Origin of the sequence: Streptomyces sp. SudanB5_2050 (assembly GCF_964272335.1) — a bacterium.
GTDB lineage: Bacteria > Actinomycetota > Actinomycetes > Streptomycetales > Streptomycetaceae > Streptomyces > Streptomyces rochei.
Map to the genome: position 1 here is coordinate 2,939,619 of NZ_OZ186760.1, position 20,749 is coordinate 2,960,367.

At 72.6% G+C, this 20,749-nt stretch carries 18 protein-coding genes; 7 read left to right on the plus strand and 11 right to left on the minus strand.

The features are described from left to right. Positions 1–37 precede the first annotated feature (37 nt). The 3 genes from ACFZP7_RS13075 to ACFZP7_RS13085 form a co-directional block, all read right to left on the minus strand. Complete coding sequence (locus ACFZP7_RS13075) at positions 38–430, minus strand: hypothetical protein (RefSeq protein ID WP_030969550.1); 393 nt, start codon at positions 428–430, stop codon at positions 38–40. 116 nt (positions 431–546) lie between these two features. Further along, entirely contained in the window at positions 547–4,290 is a 3,744-nt protein-coding gene (locus tag ACFZP7_RS13080; protein ID WP_385634477.1) for an ABC transporter ATP-binding protein, read from the minus strand. Positions 4,291–4,386: 96 nt separating this feature from the next. After that, positions 4,387–5,394: an esterase-like activity of phytase family protein gene (locus ACFZP7_RS13085; RefSeq protein ID WP_385634478.1), complete on the minus strand. Its 1,008-nt coding sequence runs from the start codon at positions 5,392–5,394 to the stop codon at positions 4,387–4,389. 90 nt (positions 5,395–5,484) lie between these two features. On the opposite strand from ACFZP7_RS13085, the gene ACFZP7_RS13090 reads away from it, so the two are divergent. After that, positions 5,485–5,856, plus strand: coding sequence for a hypothetical protein (locus ACFZP7_RS13090; RefSeq protein ID WP_031014329.1), 372 nt, complete (start codon positions 5,485–5,487; stop codon positions 5,854–5,856). 9 nt (positions 5,857–5,865) lie between these two features. Here ACFZP7_RS13090 and ACFZP7_RS13095 read toward each other — a convergent pair whose 3' ends face one another. Both ACFZP7_RS13095 and ACFZP7_RS13100 read right to left on the minus strand, forming a co-directional pair. Further along, the gene (locus tag ACFZP7_RS13095) at positions 5,866–6,147 is read right to left on the minus strand and encodes a hypothetical protein (protein WP_046248812.1); all 282 of its coding nucleotides are present in this window, start codon (positions 6,145–6,147) and stop codon (positions 5,866–5,868) included. Further along, a complete protein-coding gene (locus ACFZP7_RS13100) occupies positions 6,144–6,293 on the minus strand; it encodes a hypothetical protein (RefSeq protein ID WP_158913596.1) in 150 nt (49 codons plus the stop codon). Before ACFZP7_RS13100 ends, ACFZP7_RS13095 begins: the two co-directional genes overlap by 4 nt. Positions 6,294–6,455: 162 nt before the next feature. Between ACFZP7_RS13100 and ACFZP7_RS13105 the strand changes: the two genes are divergently transcribed. The 4 genes from ACFZP7_RS13105 (at position 6,456) to ACFZP7_RS13120 (ending at position 10,690) form a co-directional block, all read left to right on the plus strand. Beyond that, the gene (locus ACFZP7_RS13105) at positions 6,456–7,250 is read left to right on the plus strand and encodes a helix-turn-helix transcriptional regulator (RefSeq protein ID WP_127434170.1); all 795 of its coding nucleotides are present in this window, start codon (positions 6,456–6,458) and stop codon (positions 7,248–7,250) included. After that, positions 7,243–7,470 carry a DUF397 domain-containing protein gene (locus ACFZP7_RS13110; protein ID WP_125773019.1) on the plus strand — a complete coding sequence of 76 codons (228 nt, stop codon included), beginning with the start codon at positions 7,243–7,245 and terminating at the stop codon, positions 7,468–7,470. The genes ACFZP7_RS13105 and ACFZP7_RS13110 overlap by 8 nt, the downstream gene beginning before the upstream one ends. Before the next feature lie 93 nt (positions 7,471–7,563). Further along, a complete protein-coding gene (locus ACFZP7_RS13115) occupies positions 7,564–9,717 on the plus strand; it encodes an ArnT family glycosyltransferase (protein ID WP_385634479.1) in 2,154 nt (717 codons plus the stop codon). Positions 9,718–9,865: 148 nt separating this feature from the next. After that, positions 9,866–10,690 carry an endonuclease I family protein gene (locus ACFZP7_RS13120; protein WP_385634480.1) on the plus strand — a complete coding sequence of 275 codons (825 nt, stop codon included), beginning with the start codon at positions 9,866–9,868 and terminating at the stop codon, positions 10,688–10,690. An 11-nt stretch (positions 10,691–10,701) separates the two neighbouring features. Here ACFZP7_RS13120 and ACFZP7_RS13125 read toward each other — a convergent pair whose 3' ends face one another. From ACFZP7_RS13125 to ACFZP7_RS13135, 3 genes are read right to left on the minus strand one after another with little or no spacing between them, the layout of a single operon-like run. Continuing rightward, positions 10,702–12,387, minus strand: a complete 1,686-nt coding sequence (locus ACFZP7_RS13125; RefSeq protein WP_385634481.1) for a thiamine pyrophosphate-binding protein — start codon at positions 12,385–12,387, stop codon at positions 10,702–10,704. After that, a complete protein-coding gene (gene speB / locus ACFZP7_RS13130; protein WP_030969566.1) occupies positions 12,384–13,355 on the minus strand; it encodes an agmatinase in 972 nt (323 codons plus the stop codon). Before speB ends, ACFZP7_RS13125 begins: the two co-directional genes overlap by 4 nt. A 52-nt stretch (positions 13,356–13,407) precedes the next feature. Continuing rightward, positions 13,408–14,883 (minus strand): sodium:solute symporter, encoded by a 1,476-nt coding sequence (locus ACFZP7_RS13135; RefSeq protein ID WP_031014314.1) that lies wholly within the window; start codon positions 14,881–14,883, stop codon positions 13,408–13,410. 196 nt (positions 14,884–15,079) lie between these two features. Here ACFZP7_RS13135 and ACFZP7_RS13140 point away from each other — a divergent pair, with 196 nt between their 5' ends. Beyond that, positions 15,080–16,750, plus strand: coding sequence for a helix-turn-helix domain-containing protein (locus tag ACFZP7_RS13140; protein ID WP_385634482.1), 1,671 nt, complete (start codon positions 15,080–15,082; stop codon positions 16,748–16,750). Between the two features lie 61 nt (positions 16,751–16,811). Continuing rightward, complete coding sequence (locus ACFZP7_RS13145) at positions 16,812–17,606, plus strand: phosphatase (RefSeq protein ID WP_019325529.1); 795 nt, start codon at positions 16,812–16,814, stop codon at positions 17,604–17,606. A gap of 11 nt (positions 17,607–17,617) precedes the next feature. Here the strand turns inward: ACFZP7_RS13145 and ACFZP7_RS13150 are convergent, their stop codons facing one another. From ACFZP7_RS13150 to ACFZP7_RS13160, 3 genes are read right to left on the minus strand one after another with little or no spacing between them, the layout of a single operon-like run. After that, a complete protein-coding gene (locus ACFZP7_RS13150) occupies positions 17,618–18,592 on the minus strand; it encodes a cation diffusion facilitator family transporter (RefSeq protein WP_019325530.1) in 975 nt (324 codons plus the stop codon). A 4-nt stretch (positions 18,593–18,596) separates the two neighbouring features. Further along, the gene (locus ACFZP7_RS13155) at positions 18,597–19,469 is read right to left on the minus strand and encodes an acyl-CoA thioesterase II (RefSeq protein ID WP_019325531.1); all 873 of its coding nucleotides are present in this window, start codon (positions 19,467–19,469) and stop codon (positions 18,597–18,599) included. A 9-nt stretch (positions 19,470–19,478) separates the two neighbouring features. Then, entirely contained in the window at positions 19,479–20,636 is a 1,158-nt protein-coding gene (locus ACFZP7_RS13160; RefSeq protein WP_029393278.1) for an acyl-CoA dehydrogenase family protein, read from the minus strand. Positions 20,637–20,749: the final 113 nt, after the last annotated feature.

Genomic DNA, 20,749 nt, shown 5'->3' on the forward strand with positions numbered 1-20,749 from the left:
GAGGAAATGCCCGGCGGCGCCGGCCGCCGGGACCGGCTCAGCAGAGGATCCAGCCGGAGCTGACCGAACGCCCGGACACCGCGCCCCGCACCCACACGCAGCGCTTCCCGGCGTACACGGTCACCGGTCCCGCCCGGTGGGCGAACCGTCCCGAGTCCACGACCGGCCGGCCGCCGCGCGCCTGCACGCTGACCGACATCTGCCGCTTGGTGCCCGGCTTCTTCGGGACGGTGACGGCGCAGACGTGAGCGCCGCGCTCGTGGACGACGACCGAACCGGTGGCGAACGTCAGGGTCCTGACCTTGCGGCCCGGGCAGCCCGTCGCGGCCTGTGCCTGCTGCGGCGCCGCGACCGCGAGCAGCCCGGCCGCCGTCAGCACGGCCGTGCCGAGCGCCAGCCTCCGGCGTGTGCGAGCACCAGCCTGTCCCACCGCGGTCCCTTTCGTCCCTGCGCACGACGCCCACCGTCGTACGGGTGTACGGACGCAGCGCACCGGTCGCACGGTTGCGCGGTGGCGCGATCACGCGGGCGTGGCCGGGCGGGCGGTCAGTGCAGGGCCCCGACCGGCTCCTCCGGTTCGGCGGCACCGACGAAGGTCCGCCACAGCCGCGCGTACCGTCCGTCGAGCGCCAGCAGCTCCTCGTGCGTGCCGTCCTCGGCGACCCGCCCGTGGTCCATGACGACGACGCGGTCCGCGCGGGCGGCCGTGGTCAGCCGGTGGGCGACGACGAGCGTGGTGCGGCGGCCCGCGACCCGGTCGGTGGCCTGGTTGACCTGCGCCTCCGTGGCCAGGTCCAGGGCCGCCGTCGCCTCGTCGAGGAGCAGGATGTCCGGGTCGACCAGCTCGGCGCGGGCCAGCGCGATCAGCTGCCGCTGCCCGGCGGAGAGGTTGCGGCCCCGCTCGGCGACCTCGTGGAGGTAGCCGCCGGTGAGCCGGGCGATCATCTCGTGGGCGCCGACCGCCCGAGCCGCCGCCTCCACCTCGGCGTCGGTGGCGTCGGGGCGGCCGTAGGCGATGGCGTCGCGGACGGTCCCGGGGAAGAGGTACGCCTCCTGCGGGACGACACCGAGCCGGTGCCGGTACGCGGTGAGGTCCAGGTCGCGCAGGTCCTGCCCGTCGACGGTCACCCGGCCGCCCGTCGGGTCGTAGAACCGGGCCACCAGCTTCACCAGCGTCGACTTGCCCGCGCCGGTCTCGCCGACGAACGCGACGGTCTGCCCGGCGGGGATGCGCAGGTCGATGCCGGTCAGGGCCTCCTCCTCGTCGCCGTACGCGAAGCGCACGTCCTCGAAGGCGATCTCGCCGCGCAGGGACGTGACCTCGGACGGCTTCTCGGCGGCCCGCGTCGAGGTCGGCTCCCGCAGCAGCTCCTGGATGCGGCCGAGGGAGACGGACGCCTGCTGGTAGCCGTCGAAGACCTGGGAGAGCTGCTGGACGGGCGCGAAGAACAGGTCGATGTAGAGCAGGTACGCCACCAGCGCACCGGTCGTCAGCGTCCCGTCGTCGATCCGCGCGCCGCCGACGATCAGCACGGCCGCGGCCGCCCCGGAGGAGAGCAGCTGCACGAACGGGAAGTAGACCGAGATCAGCCACTGGCCCCGGATGCGGGCCTGCCGGTAACTGTCGCTGCGCTCGGCGAACCGCCGCCCGCCGTCGCGCTCGCGCCGGAACGCCTGCACGATCCGCAGTCCCGCCACCGACTCCTGGAGGTCCGCGTTGACCGTGGACACCCGCTCGCGGGCCAGTTCGTACGCCTTCACGCTGGCCCGGCGGAAGAAGTACGTGGCGATGATCAGCGGCGGCAGCGTCGCGAAGACGACCAGGGCCAGCTCCACGTCGATGACGAGCAGGGCCACCATGATGCCGAAGAAGGTGACGACCGAGACGAACGCGGTGACCAGACCCGTCTGCAGGAAGGTCGACAGCGCGTCGACGTCCGTCGTCATCCGGGTCATGATCCGGCCGGTCAGCTCACGCTCGTAGTAGTCGAGGCCGAGCCGCTGGAGCTGGGCGAAGATCTTCAGCCGGAGCGAGTACAGGATGCGTTCGCCGGTCCGGCCGGTCATCCGGATCTCGCCGCTCTGCGCCGTCCACTGGGCGAGGACGGCCAGCAGCCCGAGCAGGGAGGCCGCCCAGACCGCGCCCAGGGCGAGCCGGGTGACGCCCTCGTCGATGCCGTGCCGGATCAGCACCGGCAGCAGCAGCCCCATGCCGGCGTCCACGGCGACCAGGGCGAGGCTGATCAGCAGCGGGGTGCGGAAGCCGCGCAGCAGCCGGCGCAGCCCGTAGGACTCCTCCGGCTCGACGGCCCGTGCCTCGTCCACGTCCGGGGTCCCGTCGGCCGGGGGCAGCGCCTCGACCTGGGCGAGCAGCTCCGGGGTGGCGGGGGTGCCGGCGAGCGCGGTGTCCTTGGGCGTGCGGTCACCGGTCCACAGGCGTGGGGTGACGCCGCGCTCGGCGTCGAACTCGGCGTCCAGCTCGTCACGGACGGAGGTGTCCTCCGCCGGTGCCGCGGGCCGCGCGTGGCCGGGCGAGACGCCGCCCAGTTCGTCGGGGTCGGTCAGCAGCCGCCGGTAGAGGGCGGAGCGCCGCTGCAGCTCCTCGTGGGTGCCGAGGTCGGCGAGGCGGCCCCGGTCCAGTACGGCGATGCGGTCGGCGAGCCCGAGGGTGGAGCGGCGGTGCGCGATCAGGAGCGTCGTGCGGCCCCGCATGACCTCCTTCAGCGCCTCGTGGATCTCGTGCTCCACGCGGGCGTCCACGGCGGACGTGGCGTCGTCGAGGACCAGCAGCCGGGGGTCGGTGAGGATGGCGCGGGCGAGGGCGACGCGCTGGCGCTGGCCGCCGGAGAGGGTCAGGCCGTGCTCGCCGACGGTGGTGGCGTAGCCCTCGGGCAGCTCGCTGATGAACCCGTGCGCCTGCGCGGCACGGGCGGCGGCCTCGATCTCCTCGTCGGTGGCGTCCGGGCGGCCGTAGGCGATGTTGGCGCGCACGGTGTCCGAGAAGAGGAAGGAGTCCTCGGGCACCAGGGCGATGGCGGCCCGCAGCGAGTCGAGGGTCAGCTCGCGCACGTCGTGGCCGCCGACCAGGACGGCGCCGCGCGTCACGTCGTAGAAGCGCGGCAGGAGCAGGGAGACCGTGGACTTGCCGGAGCCGGAGGAGCCGACGACGGCGAGGGTCTCGCCGGGCCGGATCTCGAAGGACAGACCGTCGAGGACGGGGGTGCCCGAGCCGTCGCCGGACTCGTCCCCGTCCCCGTAGGCGAAGGACACGTCGTCGAACTCGACGGTGGCCGGCGCGTCGGCGGGCAGCTCCTTGGTGCCGTCCTCGATCGCGGGCTCGGTGTCGATCAGCTCCAGCACGCGTTCGGTGCCGGCGCGGGCCTGCTGGCCGACGGTGAGGACCATGGCGAGCATGCGGACCGGGCCGACGAGCTGGGCCAGGTAGGTGGAGAAGGCGACGAAGGTGCCGAGGGTGATGTTGCCGCGCACGGCCAGCCAGCCGCCGAGGGCGAGCATCGCGACCTGGCCGAGGGCGGGCACGGCCTGGAGGGCGGGGGTGTACGTGGCGTTGAGCTTGATCGTCCGCAGCCGCCCGGCGAAGAGCCGGCGTCCGACCTCCCTGAGCTTGCCGGTCTCCTGCTCCTCCTGCCCGAAGCCCTTGACCACGCGGACGCCGCTCACCGAGCCGTCGACCACACCGGCGACGGCGGCGGCCTGGGCCTGGGCGTACCAGGTGGCGGGGTGCAGCCGGGTGCGGCTGCGGCGGGCGATGAACCACAGGGCGGGCGCCACGGCGAGCGCGACCAGGGTGAGCGGCGGGGACAGCCACGCCATGATCACCAGGGAGATCAGGAAGAGCAGGACGTTCCCGATGGTCATCGGGAGCATGAAGAGCAGGCTCTGGATCAGCTGGAGGTCGCTGGTCGCCCGTCCGACCACCTGTCCCGTGGACAGTTCGTCCTGGCGCCGCCCGTCGAGCCGGGTGATCGTCCCGTACATGTCGGTGCGCAGGTCGTGCTGGACGTCGAGGGCGAGCCGGCCGCCGTAGTACCGCCGGATGTAGGTCAGGACGTAGACGACGACCGCGGCGCCGATCAGCAGACCGGCCCACAGGGCCATGTCCCTGGTCTTGGCGCTGATCACGTCGTCGATGATCACCTTCGTGATCAGCGGGACCAGGGCCATGACGGCCATGCCGCCCAGCGAGGCGCCGAGGGCGAGGACGACGTCCTTGGGATGGCGCCAGGCATAGCCCGCCAGTCGTCGTGCCCATCCCCGTTGCGCGTCCACGCCGTGCCCTCCGGTCGTCCGTCGGTCGTCCTGCTCACCTGATCTACCGGAAGGCACCAACGCGGGCGAGCGGGGATTTCATCCCGCCGCAACAATTCAGGCGCGCACGCGCAGCCGCAGGAAGCGGGTCGTCTGTACGGCGTTCTGGTTGTCGTCGCTGACGATCAGGACGTCCAGGCGGCCCTCGGTCCGGCCGGTGACGGCCATGCCCTCGTAGTTGTCGAGGAGCGGACTGGGCTGCGGCTGCCCGGCGGTGGCGCCGAGGGACGGGCAGTCGGCCAGGTCGGCGAGGAGCCGCTTGCCGAGCGCGGTGCCGCCGCCGGGCCGGTCGGTCAGGTACAGGCGGACCGTGTTGCCGACGCCGGAGGTGAAGCCGCGTTCCAGGACGAGCAGGCGGCCGGACGGGGTCGCGGTGACCTCGGAGACGCCGAGGCCGGGGTCGGTCCGGTAGGTGTACCGGGTGCCGAGCCGGAAGTCGCCGTGCCCGGTCCGCCGCCAGCTCTGGAGGCGGACGGTGTCGGCGGGGTCGCCGGCGAGCGGGTACTCCATGGAGGCGATCAGGGTCCGGCCGCCGGGGAGGAGGGTCAGCCCCTCGAAGCTGCCGTTGGCCCGGGCGCCGCCCTCCGGGGCGGTGCGCAGGTCGTCCGGCACGGGGAGGCGGCCGAGGATCTCACCGGTGCGGGAGTAGCGGCGGACGGACGGCTCGGTCTCGGAGGAGACGAGATAGCTGCCGTCCCTGTCGACGACCAGGCCCTCGGCGTCGAGCGCGGCGCCGTTCTCGTCGGCGAGCGGGGTCACGTGCCGCGGCTTCAGGGTGCGGGCGTCCAGCCGGAAGAGGGCGGAACGGTCCGAGAGGGCGGCGACCGCGCCCCGCCCGTCGCGGGCGAGTGCGGAGAGGTTGCCGACGTAGGTGCCGTCGTACGTGGTCTTGTCGAGGGCGTCGGAGTACTCGGCGAGGGAGACGGCGGGCGAGCAGGCGTTCCTCTGCGGACGTTCCTGTGCGGCGGCCGGTCCGACGGCCGGTCCGGCGGCCACCAGGCAGCCGGCCGCCGCGAGGCTCGCGGTGAGGGTGGCGAGGGAGGTGCGGAGCGTTCTCGGGCGCATGGCCGAAACCCTAGGCCGGAGGAATGGCCAAGAGTTGACCGCTTTCCGAAGGACAGGGTTCGGCACGGTACCGGTGGCAAGTAATGAGCCATGCCAGACCAGAACGAGAGCGGCCATCGACTGGCCGGTCGGCTGTACGCGACGATGCGGGTACTGAAGTTCCTCACCAAGCCCTCCGGCGCCAGGCCGGTCGCCGATGAGGAACTCAGGGGCCAGGACAGTCCGAGCGAACGCATCCGGGCCCTGGAGCTGGACCTCTTCAAGGACCTGGTGGCCACCGTCCAGAAGGGCCGGCACGCGAAGGCGGCGGGCGAGGTGTTCCGCGCGATACCCGCCCTGGTGCCACGGCAGAGCGTCGCCTTCGAGAAGAACCTCGGCGTGCACGGACTGGCCGAATTCAACGCCGGCTACCGCGCTCAGCTCGCCGAGTTCAAGGAGACCTTTCCCGAACTGGTCGAGTGACGGCCCACTTCAGGACGACCGCATGCCCCGGCTCTCCGCGACGCGGCGCACCGCGGTGAGTGCCTCGCGCATGCGGTGCACCATGAAGCGGAGCTGTTCGGGCGTCGCCCGGGCGTCCGCGAGCAGGGCGGCGGCGTGGTCCGACAGCTCCTCCGCCATGTCGAGGTGGGTGGCCTCGACGACGTCGGCGAGCCGGGACAGCGGGCCGTCGCCGTCGGTCAGCAGATAGCAGGGTTTGCCCTCGGAGCCGGTCCAGGGCAGCAGCCGGGCCGGGCGCGCGCCGTGCTTCACCGGGCCACCTCCACGCCGTACGGCGCCCGGGCCCCGAGGTCGACGCCGCGCACCGCGAACCGGCGGCGCCGCCCTGAGCCGGGCAGCAGGAGGGCGAGCGGCGGAAGCGGGGGCGGCCCGGCGAGGCGGGCGAGGCGGTGACGCATGTCGTCGGCTCCGTGGAGATCGGTGACCACGCCCCCGGACCGGTGCGACGGTCGCGGGGGCATCGCTTTCGGTAGCGATGCGCGTACAGAGTGAGACGGGCGGAGCTAGGCTCGCCAGGGGTGCGGATGTGACGGCGCCTTTGTCACACGGGAGTCGAACGGATGAGCAACATCTACGGCGACTGGCTCAAGCAGCAACGCGAAGCGGCCGACCTGACGCAGCAGCAGCTGGCCGACATGGCCATCATGACGCGGTCGCACATCGCGCACATCGAGGCGGGGCGCCGGGTGCCGTCGAAGGAGGACGCGCGACGGCTGGACCGCGCCCTGAACACGGGGAACGTGCTGAGCAGCTTCCTCCCCGAGGAGGACGCGGCGGTCGCCGACTACTTCGAGGCGGCGCGGCAGTTGGAGTCGCAGGCGGTGATGATTCGGGAGTTCGCGCTGTCCTTCGTGCCGGGCATCCTTCAGACGGAAGGGTACGCACGTGCGGTTCTGAGGACGGCGTTCCCTCGCATCAGTGAGGAAGAATGTGACAGGCGCCTTGTCACACGCCTGGAGCGCGCGAAGGTTCTGGACGATCCCGTCACCCCCGTAGTGTGGGCGCTGCTCGACGAAGCAGTGCTCCACCGCCGGATCGGCGGGCGGCGCGTCATGGCGGAGCAGCTGAGGCACCTCGCGAGTCTCGCCCAAGGCGGCCGGATCCAAGTGCACGTCCTGCCGTTCGCGCTGGGGACCCACCCTCTGCTGAGCAACATGCTCACCCTGATGTGGTTCGAGGACCAGCCGCCCGTGGCGTACGCCGAGGGCCTGCACATGGGCATGCTCCACGACACCCCGTCCGTGGTCCAGGAACTGCAGCATCGCTACGATTTCGCTCTGGGCAACGCCCTGCCACTCGAGGAGACGCTGGCTCTGCTCAAAGCGACAGCAAGGGGCTTTGAAGGCGATGACTGACCGGACCATACGCAACGCCGCGACTCTGAGAGGCTGGCGAAGGTCCTCGCACAGCAATGACCAGGGTGGAAGTTGCCTGGAGGTGGTGGACGCTCGTCCTGGGGTGATCGCGGTGCGGGATTCGAAGGTTCCCGCCGGGCCGGCGCTGCTCCTCTCGGCTTCCGGCTGGACGTCGTTCATCACGTCCCTCAAGGAAGACGTCGCTCCGTCCCGAGCGTGAGCACGCCGCCCTCGGCCGTCGGTGACCTGGATTCACAGCTCTCCCCAAGTCGGAGCACAGCCCTCGCCCAACGCCGATGGACACGGTGGCGTGGTGACATCTGCCACCGCTCCCCTGCAAGCGGCCACCGAGCCGCCGCCCGCGCCGACTTCCGCGCCCGGCACGCCACGCTGGTCTTCGCCGGCGCTGCTGGCGATCCTCGTCCTGGCGGCGGGGCTGTACTCCTGGAACCTGTCCGGGGCCGGCCTCAACAGCTACTACAGCGCCGCCGTGCTCAGCGGCACCGAGAGCTGGAAGGCGTGGTTCTTCGGCTCGCTCGACGCGGGGAACTTCCTGACCGTCGACAAGCCGCCCTTCGCCCTGATGGTCATGGGGCTGTCCTGCCGGCTGCTCGGCTACGGGACCTGGCAGATGATGCTGCCGCTGATCCTCGCCGCGCTGGCGACCATCTGGGTGCTGCACTCCTGCGTGAAACGGGTGTGGGGCCACGGCGCGGCGGCGCTCGCGGCGCTGGTGCTGGCGCTCACGCCGATCACCGTCGCCATCAACCGGGACAACAACCCGGACACACTGCTGGTCTTCCTGATGGTGGGCGGGGCGGCCCTCGGTCTGCGCGCCGTACGCGACGGGCGGCTGCCGCCCCTGCTCGGCTCGGCGGTCTGCTTCGGGCTCGCGTTCAACACCAAGATGCTCCAGGGCTACATCGCCCTGCCGGCGGTCTTCGTCGTGTACCTGTACGCGACCGACCTGGGCTGGGCCAAGCGCATCAGGAACCTCGCGCTCGCCGCCGTCGCCCTGGCGGTCGCCAGCTTCTGGTGGGCGGCGGCGGTGTCCTTGGTGCCCGCTTCCGAGCGGCCGTACATCGGCGGTTCGACGGACGGCACCGCCTGGGATCTGATCATGGGCTACAACGGGCTCGGCCGGATCTTCGGCGGCGACGGCAACATGGGCGGAGGCGGTGGCGGCGGGGGCGGTTTCTCGGGCACCGCCGGCATCGGGCGGATGTTCAACGACGTCCTCGGCGGCCAGATCTCCTGGCTGCTCCCCTTCGCGGGCATCGCACTCGTCGCCGGCCTGGTGCTGCGCGGCCGCGCTCCCCGGACCGACCTCACGCGCGCCGCGCTGGTGCTGTGGGGCGGCTGGACGGTGCTGCACCAACTGACCTTCAGCATGGCCGAGGGCACCATGCACCCGTACTACACGACCGCCCTCGCACCGGGCATCGCGGCACTGTGCGGGGGCGGCGGCGTGATGCTGCTGCGGGCCTTCCGGGCGGACCGCCGCTGGGTGTGGGTGCTGCCGCTCGCCCTCGGTGTCACCGGCGTCTGGGCGGTCGTGCTGCTGCGCCGCGCCTCCGGCTGGAACTCCTGGCTATGGCCGACGATCGCGGTGGTCATGGCGCTGGCGATCACGGGCCTGCTCGTCTTCCGTTCGGGGCGGCGGCTTCGCCTGCTGGCGGTGTCCGTGGCGGCGGCCGTGGTCGCCGGCGTCGCGGGCCCGGCGGCGTACGCCTGGTCGGTGCCGTCCGGTTCGGGCGGCGGCATGGGCGGTACCAACCCGACCGCCGGACCGTCGACGGGCGGCGGCATGGGCGGCCCGGGCGGCGGAGGCGGACAGCCGCCGCAGGGCGACCGCGGCGGCCCTGGCACCGGCACCCCTCCGAGCGGCGGCGACGACGGCCGAGCGGCTCCGGGCGGAGCGGACGGGACAACCGGCACACCCCCGAGCGGCGACCTCGGTGGTGCCGGCGGTTTCGGCGGAGGGGGCGGCCTCGGCGGAGGCTTCGGCGGAGGCGGTGGCATGGGTGGCGGTGGCACGGGTGGCGGTGCGAGCACCGAACTGGTCGCCTACCTGAAGAAGCACCAGGACGGCGCCAAGTGGCTGCTGGCCGTGTCCGGTTCGCAGAGCGCCGCCCAGCTCATCCTCGCCGGCGGCGAACCGGTCATCTCCATGTGGGGCTGGTCGGGCAGCGACAACGCGATGACGCTCACCCGTCTCAAGGAGCTGGTGAAGAAGGGCGAACTGCACTACGTCCAGGTCGGCGGGGGCATGGGCGGCGGCTCCGGGGCCGGCTCCGAGGTGACCCAGTGGGTGCGGGAGCACGGCACCGCCGTGGAGGCGAGCGCGTACGGCGCCTCGTCCACGTCGGACTCCTCCACCGTCGGTTCCGGTGCCGATTCCGGTTCCGGTTCCGGGACGGAGAGCGCGTCGGGCCTCTACCGACTGGACCCCTCGGACGTGACCTGACGCCCCACCGGTAACGCCACGGCCCCCGACCACCCCGGTCGGGGGCCGTCGTCACGCAATCGCCACTCTCCGTACACCCCACCTCCCACATGTCCATGTCACGCTCGAACCACCGCTCCACTCCACACGCGTAGATCGGACACCCCACATGCTCGCGATACGCACCCGGCGCCGGAAAGCGGTGGCCCTCGCCACGGCCGCCGTCCTCGCCGCCCTCGCCGCCCCCTCGATGTCGGCGACCCCGGCCACGGCGACGACCACGGCGGCACCGGCCGCCGCATCGGACTACGACTCGACGTACTACAAGGACGCGATCGGGAAGACGGGCGACAGCCTCAAGTCCTCCCTGCACACCATCATCAGCGACCAGACCAAGCTCTCCTACTCGGCCGTCTGGGACGCCCTGAAGGTCACCGACCAGGACCCGGCCGACAGCGGCAACGTCATCCTGCTGTACTCGGGCATCTCCCGCAGCAAGTCGCTGAACGGCGGGGACACCGGCGACTGGAACCGCGAGCACGTGTGGGCCAAGTCCCACGGCGACTTCGGCACTGCGACCGGGCCCGGCACGGACATCCACCACCTGCGTCCCGAGGACGTCCGGGTCAACAGCGTCCGGGGCAACAAGGACTTCGACAACGGCGGCAGCGGCTTCACCGACAGCGGCGGCAGCCTCACCGACTCCGACTCCTTCGAGCCCCGCGACGCCGTCAAGGGCGACGTGGCCCGCATGATCTTCTACATGGCGGTCCGCTACGAGGGCGGCGACGGCTGGGCCGACCTCGAGGTCAACGGCAGCGTGGACAACGGCAGCAGCCCGTACATCGGCAAGCTCGACGTGCTGAAGCAGTGGAACGACGAGGACCCGCCGGACGCCTTCGAGGAGCGCCGCAACCAGGTCGTCTACGACACCTACCAGCACAACCGCAACCCGTTCGTCGACCACCCGGAGTGGGTCGAGGCGATCTGGTAGGTCCGGCCGCCTCAGTCCAGGTGGGTCGGCGCGAACATGCGCAGGACGGCGGGGAGGACGACCACCGAGGGCCCCGGCGCGGCCAGGGCCTTCGCGAGGTCCGCCTCCAGCGTCTTCGGTGACGTGCGCACGCCCGGCACCCCGAACGACTCGGCGAGCGCCACGTAGTCGGGACGGGTCAGCTCCGTCGCCGTGGGCTGCCCGAAGGCGTCGGTCATGTACTCGCGCAGGATGCCGTAGCCGCCGTCGTCGACGATCAGCCAGGTGACGTTCAGGTCGTACTGGCGGGCGGTGGCCAGTTCGGCGATGGAGTACAGCGCGCCGCCGTCGCCGGAGACCGCCAGCACCGGGTGGGTGGGGTCGGCGACCGCCGCTCCGAGGGCCGCCGGGAAGCCGTAGCCGAGGCCGCCGGCGCCCTGGGCGGAGTGCATGGCGTTGGGAGCCTCGGCGTCGAAGGCCGACCAGGCCCAGTAGGCCAGGATGGTCATGTCCCAGAAGGACGGGGCGCCGGGCGGGAGGGCCCTGCGGACGGCGGTGAGCACGTCCTGCTCCAGGGTGAGTTCCTGGGAGGCGATGCGCTCGCGCACCTTGTCCAGGACCGCGCGGACCCGCTCCGGAGCACCCGGGTCGGTGCGCTCCCCCACCGTCTCCAGCAGGGCCTGGAGGGCGAGGCGGGCGTCGGCGTGGATGCCGAGGGCCGGGTGGTTGGACTCCAGCTTGCCGAGGTCGGCCTCGATCTGGATCACCCGGCCGCGCGGCTGGAAGGTGTGGTAGTTCGAGGAGAGTTCGCCGAGGCCCGAGCCGACCACCAGGAGGACGTCGGCGTCCTCCAGGAAGTCCGTGGTGTGGCGGTCCTCCAGCCAGGACTGGAGGGAGAGCGGGTGCGTCCAGGGGAACGCGCCCTTGCCTCCGAAGGTCGTGACGACGGGGGCCTGGAGGCGTTCCGCGAGCTGCCGGAGCTTCTTGGACGCGTCGGCCCGGACGACTCCGCCGCCCGCGATGATCGCCGGTCGCTCCGCGCGGGACAGCAGATCGGCGGCGACCGCCGTCAGTTCGGGGCGCGGGGGCAGCTCCTCGGGGAAGGTGTCGCCGCCGGTGACGACCGGGACCGCCGTCTCGGCGAGGAGGACGTCCTGCGGGATCTCCACCCACACGGGACCGTGCGGGACGGTCAGCGCCGAGGTCCACGCCTCGGCGATGGCGGACGGGATCTGGGACTGGGTGCGGACGGTGTGGACGGACTTCACGACACCCCGGAAGGACGCCGCCTGGTCGGGGAGTTCGTGCAGATAGCCGTGGCGTCCGCCGCCCAGACCGGCCGTCGGGACCTGGCTGCTGATCGCGAGGACGGGGGCGGAGGCCGCCCGCGCCTCCTGGAGCGCGGCGAGGGAGGTGAGGGCTCCCGGACCGGTCGACAGGAGCAGCGGGGCGGCCTCGCCGGTGATCCGGCCGTAGGCGTCGGCGGCGAAACCCGCGTTGTTCTCCACCCGCAGGCCGATGTAGCGCAGGTCGGAGCGGCGCAGGGCGTCGAACATGCCGAGGGCGTGCTGGCCGGGCAGGCCGAAGACGGTGGTCGCGCCGAGCCCGGCCAGGGTCTCCACGACCAGGTCTCCGCCGTTGCGGCCGGGAGGAGGATTCAGCGCGGCCTCCGTCTGGGCGGCGGTCGGACGGAGTACCAGGTCGTGGTCGTGGGTCACTTCGCTGCCTTCTCCTGGGCGATCTGGCGGGACATGATCGTCGTCAGTTCGTACGCGGTGTGGGAGGCCGCGACCGAGGTGATCTCGGCGTGGTCGTAGGCCGGGGCGACCTCGACGACGTCGGCCGACACCAGATTGCAGGACGCCAGGCCGCGCAGGATCTCCAGCAGCTCGCGGGAGGTCATGCCGCCGGCCTCGGGGGTGCCGGTGCCGGGGGCGTGGGCGGGGTCGAGGCAGTCGATGTCGATGGAGATGTAGAGCGGGCGGTCGCCGATGCGCTGGCGGAGCTGGTCGGCGACCTCGTCGGCGCCGCGGCGGTAGACGTCGGCGGAGGTGACGATGCCGAAGCCCATCTTCTCGTCGTCGGTCAGGTCCTGCTTGCCGTACAGCGGGCCGCGGGTGCCGACGTGGGAGAGGGCGGAGGTGTCGAGGATGCCCTCCTCGACCGCGCGGCGGAAGGGGGTGCCGTGCGTGTACTCGGCGCCGAAGTAGGTGTCCCAGGTGTCCAGGTGGGCGTCGAAGTGGAGCAGAGCGACCGGGCCGTGCTTCTTGGCGACCGAGCGCAGCAGCGGCAGCGCGATGGTGTGGTCGCCGCCGAGGGTCATCAGGCGGGCGCCGGTGCCCAGGAGGTCGTCGGCGGCGGCCTCGACGGTCTCGACGGCCTCGTTGATGTTGAAGGGGTTGACGGCTATGTCGCCGCCGTCGGCGACCTGGGCGAGGGCGAAGGGGGAGGCGTCCTGGGCGGGGTTGTAGGGGCGCAGCAGGCGGGACGCCTCCCGGATGGCGTTGCCGCCGAAGCGGGCGCCGGGCCGGTAGGAGACGCCCGAGTCGAACGGCACGCCCACCACCGCGACGTCGGCGGTGCCGACCTCGTCGAGGCGGGGCAGCCGGGCGAAGGTCGCGGGCCCGGCGTAGCGCGGCACGCGGGAGGAGTCGACGGGGCCGCGGGGCGTCTCGTTGCTGCTCATGTACTGCCTTCCTTCTTACGCTTCGTCGCGTATGTACTACTGCTGTCCGACTCTACTGGTGAGCCGTGACCGCCGGTTCGGACTGAGGTTCGGGGGCCCGGCCGGCGAGACGTTCGCGCCAGGCGGTGAGGGTCGCCTCGTCGGTGGGGCGGGTCGCCAGGGAGACGACGACGTAGGCGGCCAGGGAGGCCAGGAGGCCGTAGTAGACGGGCTCGTTGGCGAGGATGCCGTAGGCCGCCATCAGGCCGACGACGGCGAGGCCGCCGACGGCGACGGAGGCGAGGGCGCCCTGGGCGGTGCCGCGCTTCCACAGCAGGCCGCCGAGGATGGGCACGAGGAGGCCGCCGACGAGGAGGTTGTAGGCGACGGTGAGGGCCTCGACCACGTCGTTGAGGGCGATGGAGATGAGGATCACCGCGACGCCCATGGCGAGGATGAAGACGCGGTTGCCCTTCACCTCGTCGTGCCCGTCCGCGCCCTCGCCCTCCGGCCCCCGGACCGCGCCGCGCAGCCGGGACCAGATGTCGTTGTTGGCGACGGTGGCGCAGGCGATGAGGGCGCCGGAGGAGGTGGACATCACCGCGGCCAGGGCGGCGGCCAGCACCAGTCCGCGCACGCCCATCGGCAGCTCGTCCTTGACGATGGTGGCGAAGGCGTCGTCGGGGCTGGCGAGCTTGGGGTAGAGCACCTTGGCGGCCGTGCCGATGACGGCGCCGGCGACGGCGTAGACCAGGCAGTAGGTGCCGGCGACGGTGCCGCCCCACTTGGCGGTGCGGTCACTGCCCGCGGTGAAGACGCGCTGCCAGATGTCCTGCCCGATGAGCATGCCGAAGGTGTAGATCAGCACGTAGGTGAAGATGGTCTCGCCGCCGATGCCCAGCGGGTCGAAGTACGAGGTGGGCAGCTGGTCCTTCATCTCGCCGAAGCCGCCGGCCTTGACGACCGCGATGGGCAGCAGCAGGAGCAGTACGCCGATGGTCTTCACCACGAACTGCACCATGTCGGTGAGGGTGATGGACCACATGCCGCCGAGCGTGGAGTAGGCGACGACGATGGAGCCGCCGAGGACGATCGCGAGGGTGCGGTTCACGTCGAAGAGGACGTCGAAGATCGTGGCGTAGGCGATGGTGGAGGTGACGGCCAGCATCAGGGTGTACGCCCACATGACGAGGCCGGAGATCACGCCCGCCCGGCCGCCGTAGCGCAGGTCGAGCATCTCGGAGACGGTGTAGACCTTCAGGCGGGCGATGCGCGCGGAGAAGAAGACGGACAGCGCGAGGATGCCGAGGCCGATGGTGACGACCATCCAGGCGCCGGAGAGCCCGTACTGGTAGCCGAGGCCGACGCCGCCGATGGTGGAGGCGCCGCCGAGGACGATGGCCGCCATGGTGCCGGAGTACATGCCGGGGCCGAGGCGTCGTCCCGCGACGAGGAACTCGCTCTTGGACTTGGCGCGGCGCATGCCCCACCAGCCCATGGCCAGCATGCCGGCGAGATAGACGACGATCACGATGTAGTCGACGGCCATGTAGGGGCCCTCCTTCGCGCACTCTCGGTGGCGTGTCGTGCGATGGGTTTCTCCGGTGGCGCCGCGCGGGGACATCCGCCCGTACCCGCGCTGCCGGTGTGGATTCCGGTTCGGGTTGACATTAGGTGGCCGACAAGCGGCTGCGAAGTGTACGTTTCATCCAGCGGGGGTCGCCTGAGTGGAGGAATCGTCCATCGTGCAGGAAACGGCCGTCCCCTCCGCGCCGCCCACTCCCCCGGTCTCCCTGGCGGCGCTGCTGTCCCGCGACGACCTGGGGCTTCGCCAGATCACCGGCCCCCCGGCGGGGGAGGTGACGATCCACGGGGCGCACACCTCGGAGATGTCCGACCCCTACCCGTACCTGCTGGGCGGCGAGCTGCTGCTGACGGCGGGCGTGCACATTCCGGAAGCGGCGGGGCGGCCGGGGAGCTTCGACTTCGACGGCTATGTCGCCCGGATCGTGGCGGCGGGCGGCGCCGCGCTCGGGTTCGGGGTGGCGCCGGTGCACGACACGGTGCCGACGGGACTGGTCGCGGCCTGCGAGGAGCACGGGCTGCCGCTGGTCGAGGTACCGCCGCGGACGACGTTCTCGGGCGTGGCCCGGGCGGTGTGGCAGCTGATGGCGCGGGCCAGGCTCTCCGAGCTGCGCCGGATCACCGAGGCCCAGCAGGGCCTGGCCGCGGCGGCCTCCCGTCCCGATCCGGTGCCGTCGGTGCTGCGCAGGCTGGCGGGCCGGCTGGAGGGCCGGGCGGTGCTGTACGGGCCGGAGGGCGCGGAGATCGCGGCGGCGGGGCGGGAGCCGGGGGACGAGGTGCGGCGGGCGCTGGCGGAGCTGGCCCGGTTCGTCACCGGGCATCCCTCCAGCACGGCCACGGACACGGTGGCCGGCACCCGGCTCGCCGCGTACGCCCTGGGCCCCGGGCGGGGTTTCGTCCTCGGGGTCGCCGCCCCGCACCGGGAGTCCGGGGACCACACCATCGCCTCGGTCGCCGCCGTGCTGCTCTCCCTGCTCACCGGTGAGCACCAGAGCGGCACCGGCGCGGCCCGTTCCTCGGCCCTCGTACGGCTGCTGCTGGGCGCCCGGCGCGAGGAGGTCGCCCCGCTGCTGGGCGGCGGGGAGGGCGACGGCGCCGTCACCCGCTGGTACGTCGTGCACGCCCGCCCGGACACCGGCGCCCCCGACGCGGTCTCCGCCTCCGCCCTGGGCGCGGCCCTCGGCTCCCCGCTGGTCGACGCGGCCGACGACGTCGTACGGGTCCTGGTGCCGGCCCCGCCCCAGGCGGAGGGGGACGGGGGCGCGCGGCCCGAGGGCGGCGGGGGCGTACGGCCCGAAGGGGACGGGGGCGCGCGGTCCGAGGGGGACGGGGGCGCGCGGCCCGAGGCGGGCGCGGCGGCCCCGCGCAAGCCGCCCGCCGGTTCCGGTCCCGCCGGTTCCGGCCCTGCCGGTTCCGGCCCCGCCGCTCAGCCCGGCTGGACCCTCGGCGTCAGCGCGCCCGTCGCCCCCGCCGAATGGCCCGCCGCCGACGCGCAGGCGGCGCGGGCGCTGGCCAGGGCCCGGGCCACCCGGTCCGCGCTGGTCCGGCACGCCGAGCGGCCGGGGTTCGCCGACCTCGTGCCGCCCGGCGAGGCCGAGGCGCACGCGCGGGCGCTGCTCGCGCCGATCGGCGGCGTTCCGGCGCTCGCCGAGACGTTGCGGGCCTGGCTCTCCCTGCACGGCAGCTGGGACCGGACCGCCGTCGCCCTGTCCGTGCACCGCAACACCGTCCGCCAGCGCATCGCCCGCTGCGCGGCCCTGCTGAGCGCCGACCTCGACGATCCGGACGTGCGGATGGAGCTGTGGTTCGCGCTGCGGCACCTGCGAGGGTGACCCGCGTCCCAGCCCGCGACATGCCGAAGACGCCCACAGGCGGCTGCTACACAATGGAGCCATGCCGATACCCGGGACACCCAGCCGCGCCGAACTCGCCGAACACCTCGTCAGAACCCGTATCGCGGGCGACGTCGCCACGCCCCGCGAGAACAACCTCTCCCACTACCGCAAGCTCGCCAACGGCGACCGGGGCTTCTGGCTCGGTCTGGAGCTGGGGGACCGCTGGAGCGACGAGCAGGACGTGCTCGCGGTGATGGCGGAGCGGGTCGGCGTCAACGACGACCCGGAGTACCGGTACGGCCAGGACACCATCGATCCCGAGCTGACCGTGGCCGCGCTGGAGCGGATGGCCGGCCGGCTGCGCAAGGCCGCGGACGGCGGTCAGCGGGTGCTGTTCGCGACCGGTCACCCGGGCGGCCTGCTCGACGTGCACCGGGCCACCGCGAACGCCCTGCGGGCGGCGGGCTGCGAGATCGTCGTGATCCCGGAGGGGCTGACGACGGAGGAGGGGTACGTCCAGCAGTTCGCGGACGTGGCGGTGCTGGAGCACGGCGCCTCGCTGTGGCACACCCATTCCGGTGAGCCGATGAAGGCCATCCTGACGGGACTGGAGCGCGAGGGCCGCCCGCTGCCCGACCTGGTGGTCGCCGACCACGGCTGGGCCGGTTACGCGGCCCAGCACGGCGTCGACTCCGTCGGCTACGCCGACTGCAACGACCCGGCGCTCTTCCTCGCCGAGTCCGAGGGCGTCCTCCAGGTGGCGGTGCCGCTGGACGACCACGTGGTCAGCCCCCGCTACTACGACCCGATGACGGCGTACCTGCTGAGCGAGGCGGGTCTCGGCGACCAGTAGGGGCCGTCCGATCACGGCCAGGGGTTGAGCCCTTCCGAGCGGCGCTGCGCGAAACCGGGCGTCGGGTCCAGGTAGACCCGGCGGATCACCGGGAACTCCTCGCGCAGCCGCTGCTCGGCCCGCTCGCACGCCCACTCGATCTGCGCCGCCGTCGCCACGTCCCGGAAATCGACCTTGGCGGCGACCAGCGCCTCCCGCGGCCCCTGCACCAGGGTGGTCAGCTCCAGTACGGCCTCGATGTGCTCGACGGCCACCAGCTCCGCGCGGACGCGCTCGCGCACGGTGCGGGGCAGCGGGCGGCCGATGAGGAACTCGGCGTTGGAGCGGCCCAGCACCCAGGCGACGTACAGCAGCAGCGCGCCGATGCACAGGGAGGCGGCGCCGTCCCAGACGCCGGAGCCGGTGAGCTGCCCGCCGAGGAGCCCGCCGGCGGCCAGCAGCAGACCGGCCAGCGCGGCGGAGTCCTCCATCACGACGGCCTTGACGGCGGTGTCGGGGGTGCGGCGCAGATAGCGGCCGAAGGGCACGCGGTAGCGGCGGGCCTCGCCGTGCGCCTGCTTGAGGCCGGTGCGCAGCGAGTAGCCCTCCAGGAGGAAGGCGACGGCGAGGACGAGGTAGGCGATGAGCGGGTCGCCGGGTTCCTCCCCGTGGGTGAGGGTGTGGACGCCGTCGTAGAGGGAGAAGACCGCGCCGCCGACGAAGGTGGCGACGGCGGCGAGCAGGGCCCAGATGTAGCGCTCGGGCCCGTGGCCGAGGGGGTGGTCCTCGTCGGCGGGGCGTTCGCTGCGTTTCAGGGAGGTCAGCAGCAGGACCTCGGTGACGGTGTCGGCGACCGAGTGCGCGGCCTCCGACAGCATCGCGCTGGAGCCGCTGATCACGCCGGCCACCGCCTTGGCGACGGCGATGCCCAGATTGGCGAAGGCGGCGACCAGCACCGTGAAGGTGCTCTCGCCGCCGCCGTTCTTCCCTCGCGCAGGTTCCGCCATGCCCTCAGTGTTCCCGAGGGACGCGCACCACGCCTTCCTGGATGACCGAGAGGGCGAGCCGCCCGTCCTGCGTGTAGATGCGGGCCTGGCCCAGACCCCGGCCGCCGGACGCGGACGGCGACTGCTGGTCGTACAGCAGCCACTCGTCGGCGCGGAAGGGCCGGTGGAACCACATGGCGTGGTCCAGCGAGGCCCCGACGACGTCGCCGACGGCCCAGCCGCCCCGGCCGTGCGCGAGCAGGACCGAGTCGAGGAGGGTCATGTCGGAGACGTAGGTGGCGAGGACGACGTGCAGCAGCGGGTCGTCGGTGAGCTTGCCGTTGGTGCGGAACCACACCTGGGAGTGGGGTTCGCGGGGCGTGCCGTAGTCGCCGAAGGGCGGGTCGTCGACGTAGCGCAGGTCGACGGCGGCCCGCGCCTCCAGGAACCGCTCCACGGTCTCGGCGGGCAGGTGCGGGTAGCTCCGCAGCCGCTCCTCGCCGGTCGGGAGGGTCGCCGGGTCCGGGGCGTCCGGCATCGGGGCCTGGTGGTCCAGGCCCTCCTCGTACGTCTGGAAGGACGCCGACAGACCGAAGATCGGCTTGCCGTGCTGGACGGCGACGACGCGGCGGGTGGTGAAGGAGCGGCCGTCGCGCAGGCGGTCGACGTTGTAGACGATCGGGGCGTCCGGGTCACCGGGGCGCAGGAAGTACGCGTGCAGCGAGTGCGCGTGCCGGTCGGCGGGGACCGTGCGGCCGGCGGCCACCAGGGCCTGGGCGGCCACCTGCCCGCCGAAGACCCGGGGGACGACGGCGGAGCGGGAGCGGCCGCGGTAGATGTCCTCCTCGATCCGCTCGAGGTCGAGCAGATCGAGGAGGGACTGGAGTGCTTCGCTCATGTCCCGTGTCTACAGGCCCATGTTCTTCGCGATGATCGACTTCATGATCTCGCTGGTGCCGCCGTAGATGCGGTTGACGCGGTTGTCCGCGTACAGGCGGGCGATCGGGTACTCGTTCATGTAGCCGTAGCCGCCGTGCAGCTGGAGGCAGCGGTCGATGACGCGGTGGGCGACCTCGGTGCAGAACAGCTTGGCGCTGGCGGCCTCGGCGGGGGTGAGTTCCCCGGCGTCCAGGGCCTCGGTGGCGCGGTCGGCGACGGCCTCGGCGGCGTCCACCTCGGCCTGGCAGGCGGCCAGCTCGAACTTGGTGTTCTGGAAGTGGGCGACCGGCTTGCCGAAGACGGTGCGCTCCTGCACGTACTGCTTGGCGAAGCGCACGGCGGCCTTGGCCTGGGCGTAGGCGCCGAAGGCGATGCCCCAGCGCTCGGAGGCCAGGTTGTGGCCGAGGTAGGAGAAGCCCTTGTTCTCCTCGCCGAGGAGGTCCTCGACGGGGACCTTGACGTCGACGAAGGCCAGCTCGGCCGTGTCGGAGGTGCGCAGGCCCAGCTTGTCCAGCTTGCGGCCCACCGAGTAGCCCTCGGACTTGGTGTCCACCGCGAACAGGGAGATACCGAAGCGGCGGTCCTCGGCGGTGGGCGCGGAGGTGCGGGCGCAGACGATCACCTTGTCGGCGTGGACACCGCCGGTGATGAAGGTCTTGGCGCCGTTGAGGACGTAGTGGGTGCCGTCCTCGCTCAGCTTGGCGGTGGTCTTCATGCCCGCGAGGTCGGAGCCGGTGCCCGGCTCGGTCATCGCGATGGCCCACATCTCCTCGCCGGTGACGAACTTCGGCAGGTAGCGCTTCTTCTGCTCGTCGGTGGCCAGCATCTTGATGTAGGGCAGGGCGAGCAGCACGTGCACGCCGGAGCCGCCGAACTGCACGCCGGCCCGGGCGGTCTCCTCGTACAGGACCGCCTCGAACTTGTGGCTGTCCATGCCCGCGCCGCCGAACTCCTCGGGCACGTTGATGCCGAAGATGCCCAGCTCGCCCAGCTTGTAGTAGAAGTCACGCGGCGCCTGGCCCGCGGCGAACCACTCGTCGTAGACGGGGACGACCTCGGCCTCGATGAAGGCGCGGATGGTCTCCCGGAACGCCTCGTGGTCCTCGTTGAACACCGTACGACGCACCGCGCCACCTCCAGGGTACGAATATCTAAGCGCTTGCTCAGACTTCACCGTACCGGCGGGTAGGGAGCAGCGTCCAGAGTGGGGCGTGGGTAACCCTCGTCACTCCCCCGCCC

Excerpts from the sequence above, each read along its gene's own strand:
- ACFZP7_RS13155 (WP_019325531.1), bottom strand. The coding sequence starts at position 19,469 with ATGAGCGAAGCACTCCAGTCCCTCCTCGATCTGCTCGACCTCGAGCGG.
- ACFZP7_RS13150 (WP_019325530.1), bottom strand. The coding sequence starts at position 18,592 with ATGGCGGAACCTGCGCGAGGGAAGAACGGCGGCGGCGAGAGCACCTTC.
- ACFZP7_RS13145 (WP_019325529.1), top strand. The coding sequence starts at position 16,812 with ATGCCGATACCCGGGACACCCAGCCGCGCCGAACTCGCCGAACACCTC.
- ACFZP7_RS13100 (WP_158913596.1), bottom strand. The coding sequence starts at position 6,293 with ATGCGTCACCGCCTCGCCCGCCTCGCCGGGCCGCCCCCGCTTCCGCCG.
- ACFZP7_RS13120 (WP_385634480.1), top strand. The coding sequence starts at position 9,866 with ATGCTCGCGATACGCACCCGGCGCCGGAAAGCGGTGGCCCTCGCCACG.
- ACFZP7_RS13085 (WP_385634478.1), bottom strand. The coding sequence starts at position 5,394 with ATGCGCCCGAGAACGCTCCGCACCTCCCTCGCCACCCTCACCGCGAGC.
- ACFZP7_RS13105 (WP_127434170.1), top strand. The coding sequence starts at position 6,456 with ATGAGCAACATCTACGGCGACTGGCTCAAGCAGCAACGCGAAGCGGCC.
- ACFZP7_RS13135 (WP_031014314.1), bottom strand. The coding sequence starts at position 14,883 with ATGGCCGTCGACTACATCGTGATCGTCGTCTATCTCGCCGGCATGCTG.
- speB (WP_030969566.1), bottom strand. The coding sequence starts at position 13,355 with ATGAGCAGCAACGAGACGCCCCGCGGCCCCGTCGACTCCTCCCGCGTG.
- ACFZP7_RS13090 (WP_031014329.1), top strand. The coding sequence starts at position 5,485 with ATGCCAGACCAGAACGAGAGCGGCCATCGACTGGCCGGTCGGCTGTAC.
- ACFZP7_RS13110 (WP_125773019.1), top strand. The coding sequence starts at position 7,243 with ATGACTGACCGGACCATACGCAACGCCGCGACTCTGAGAGGCTGGCGA.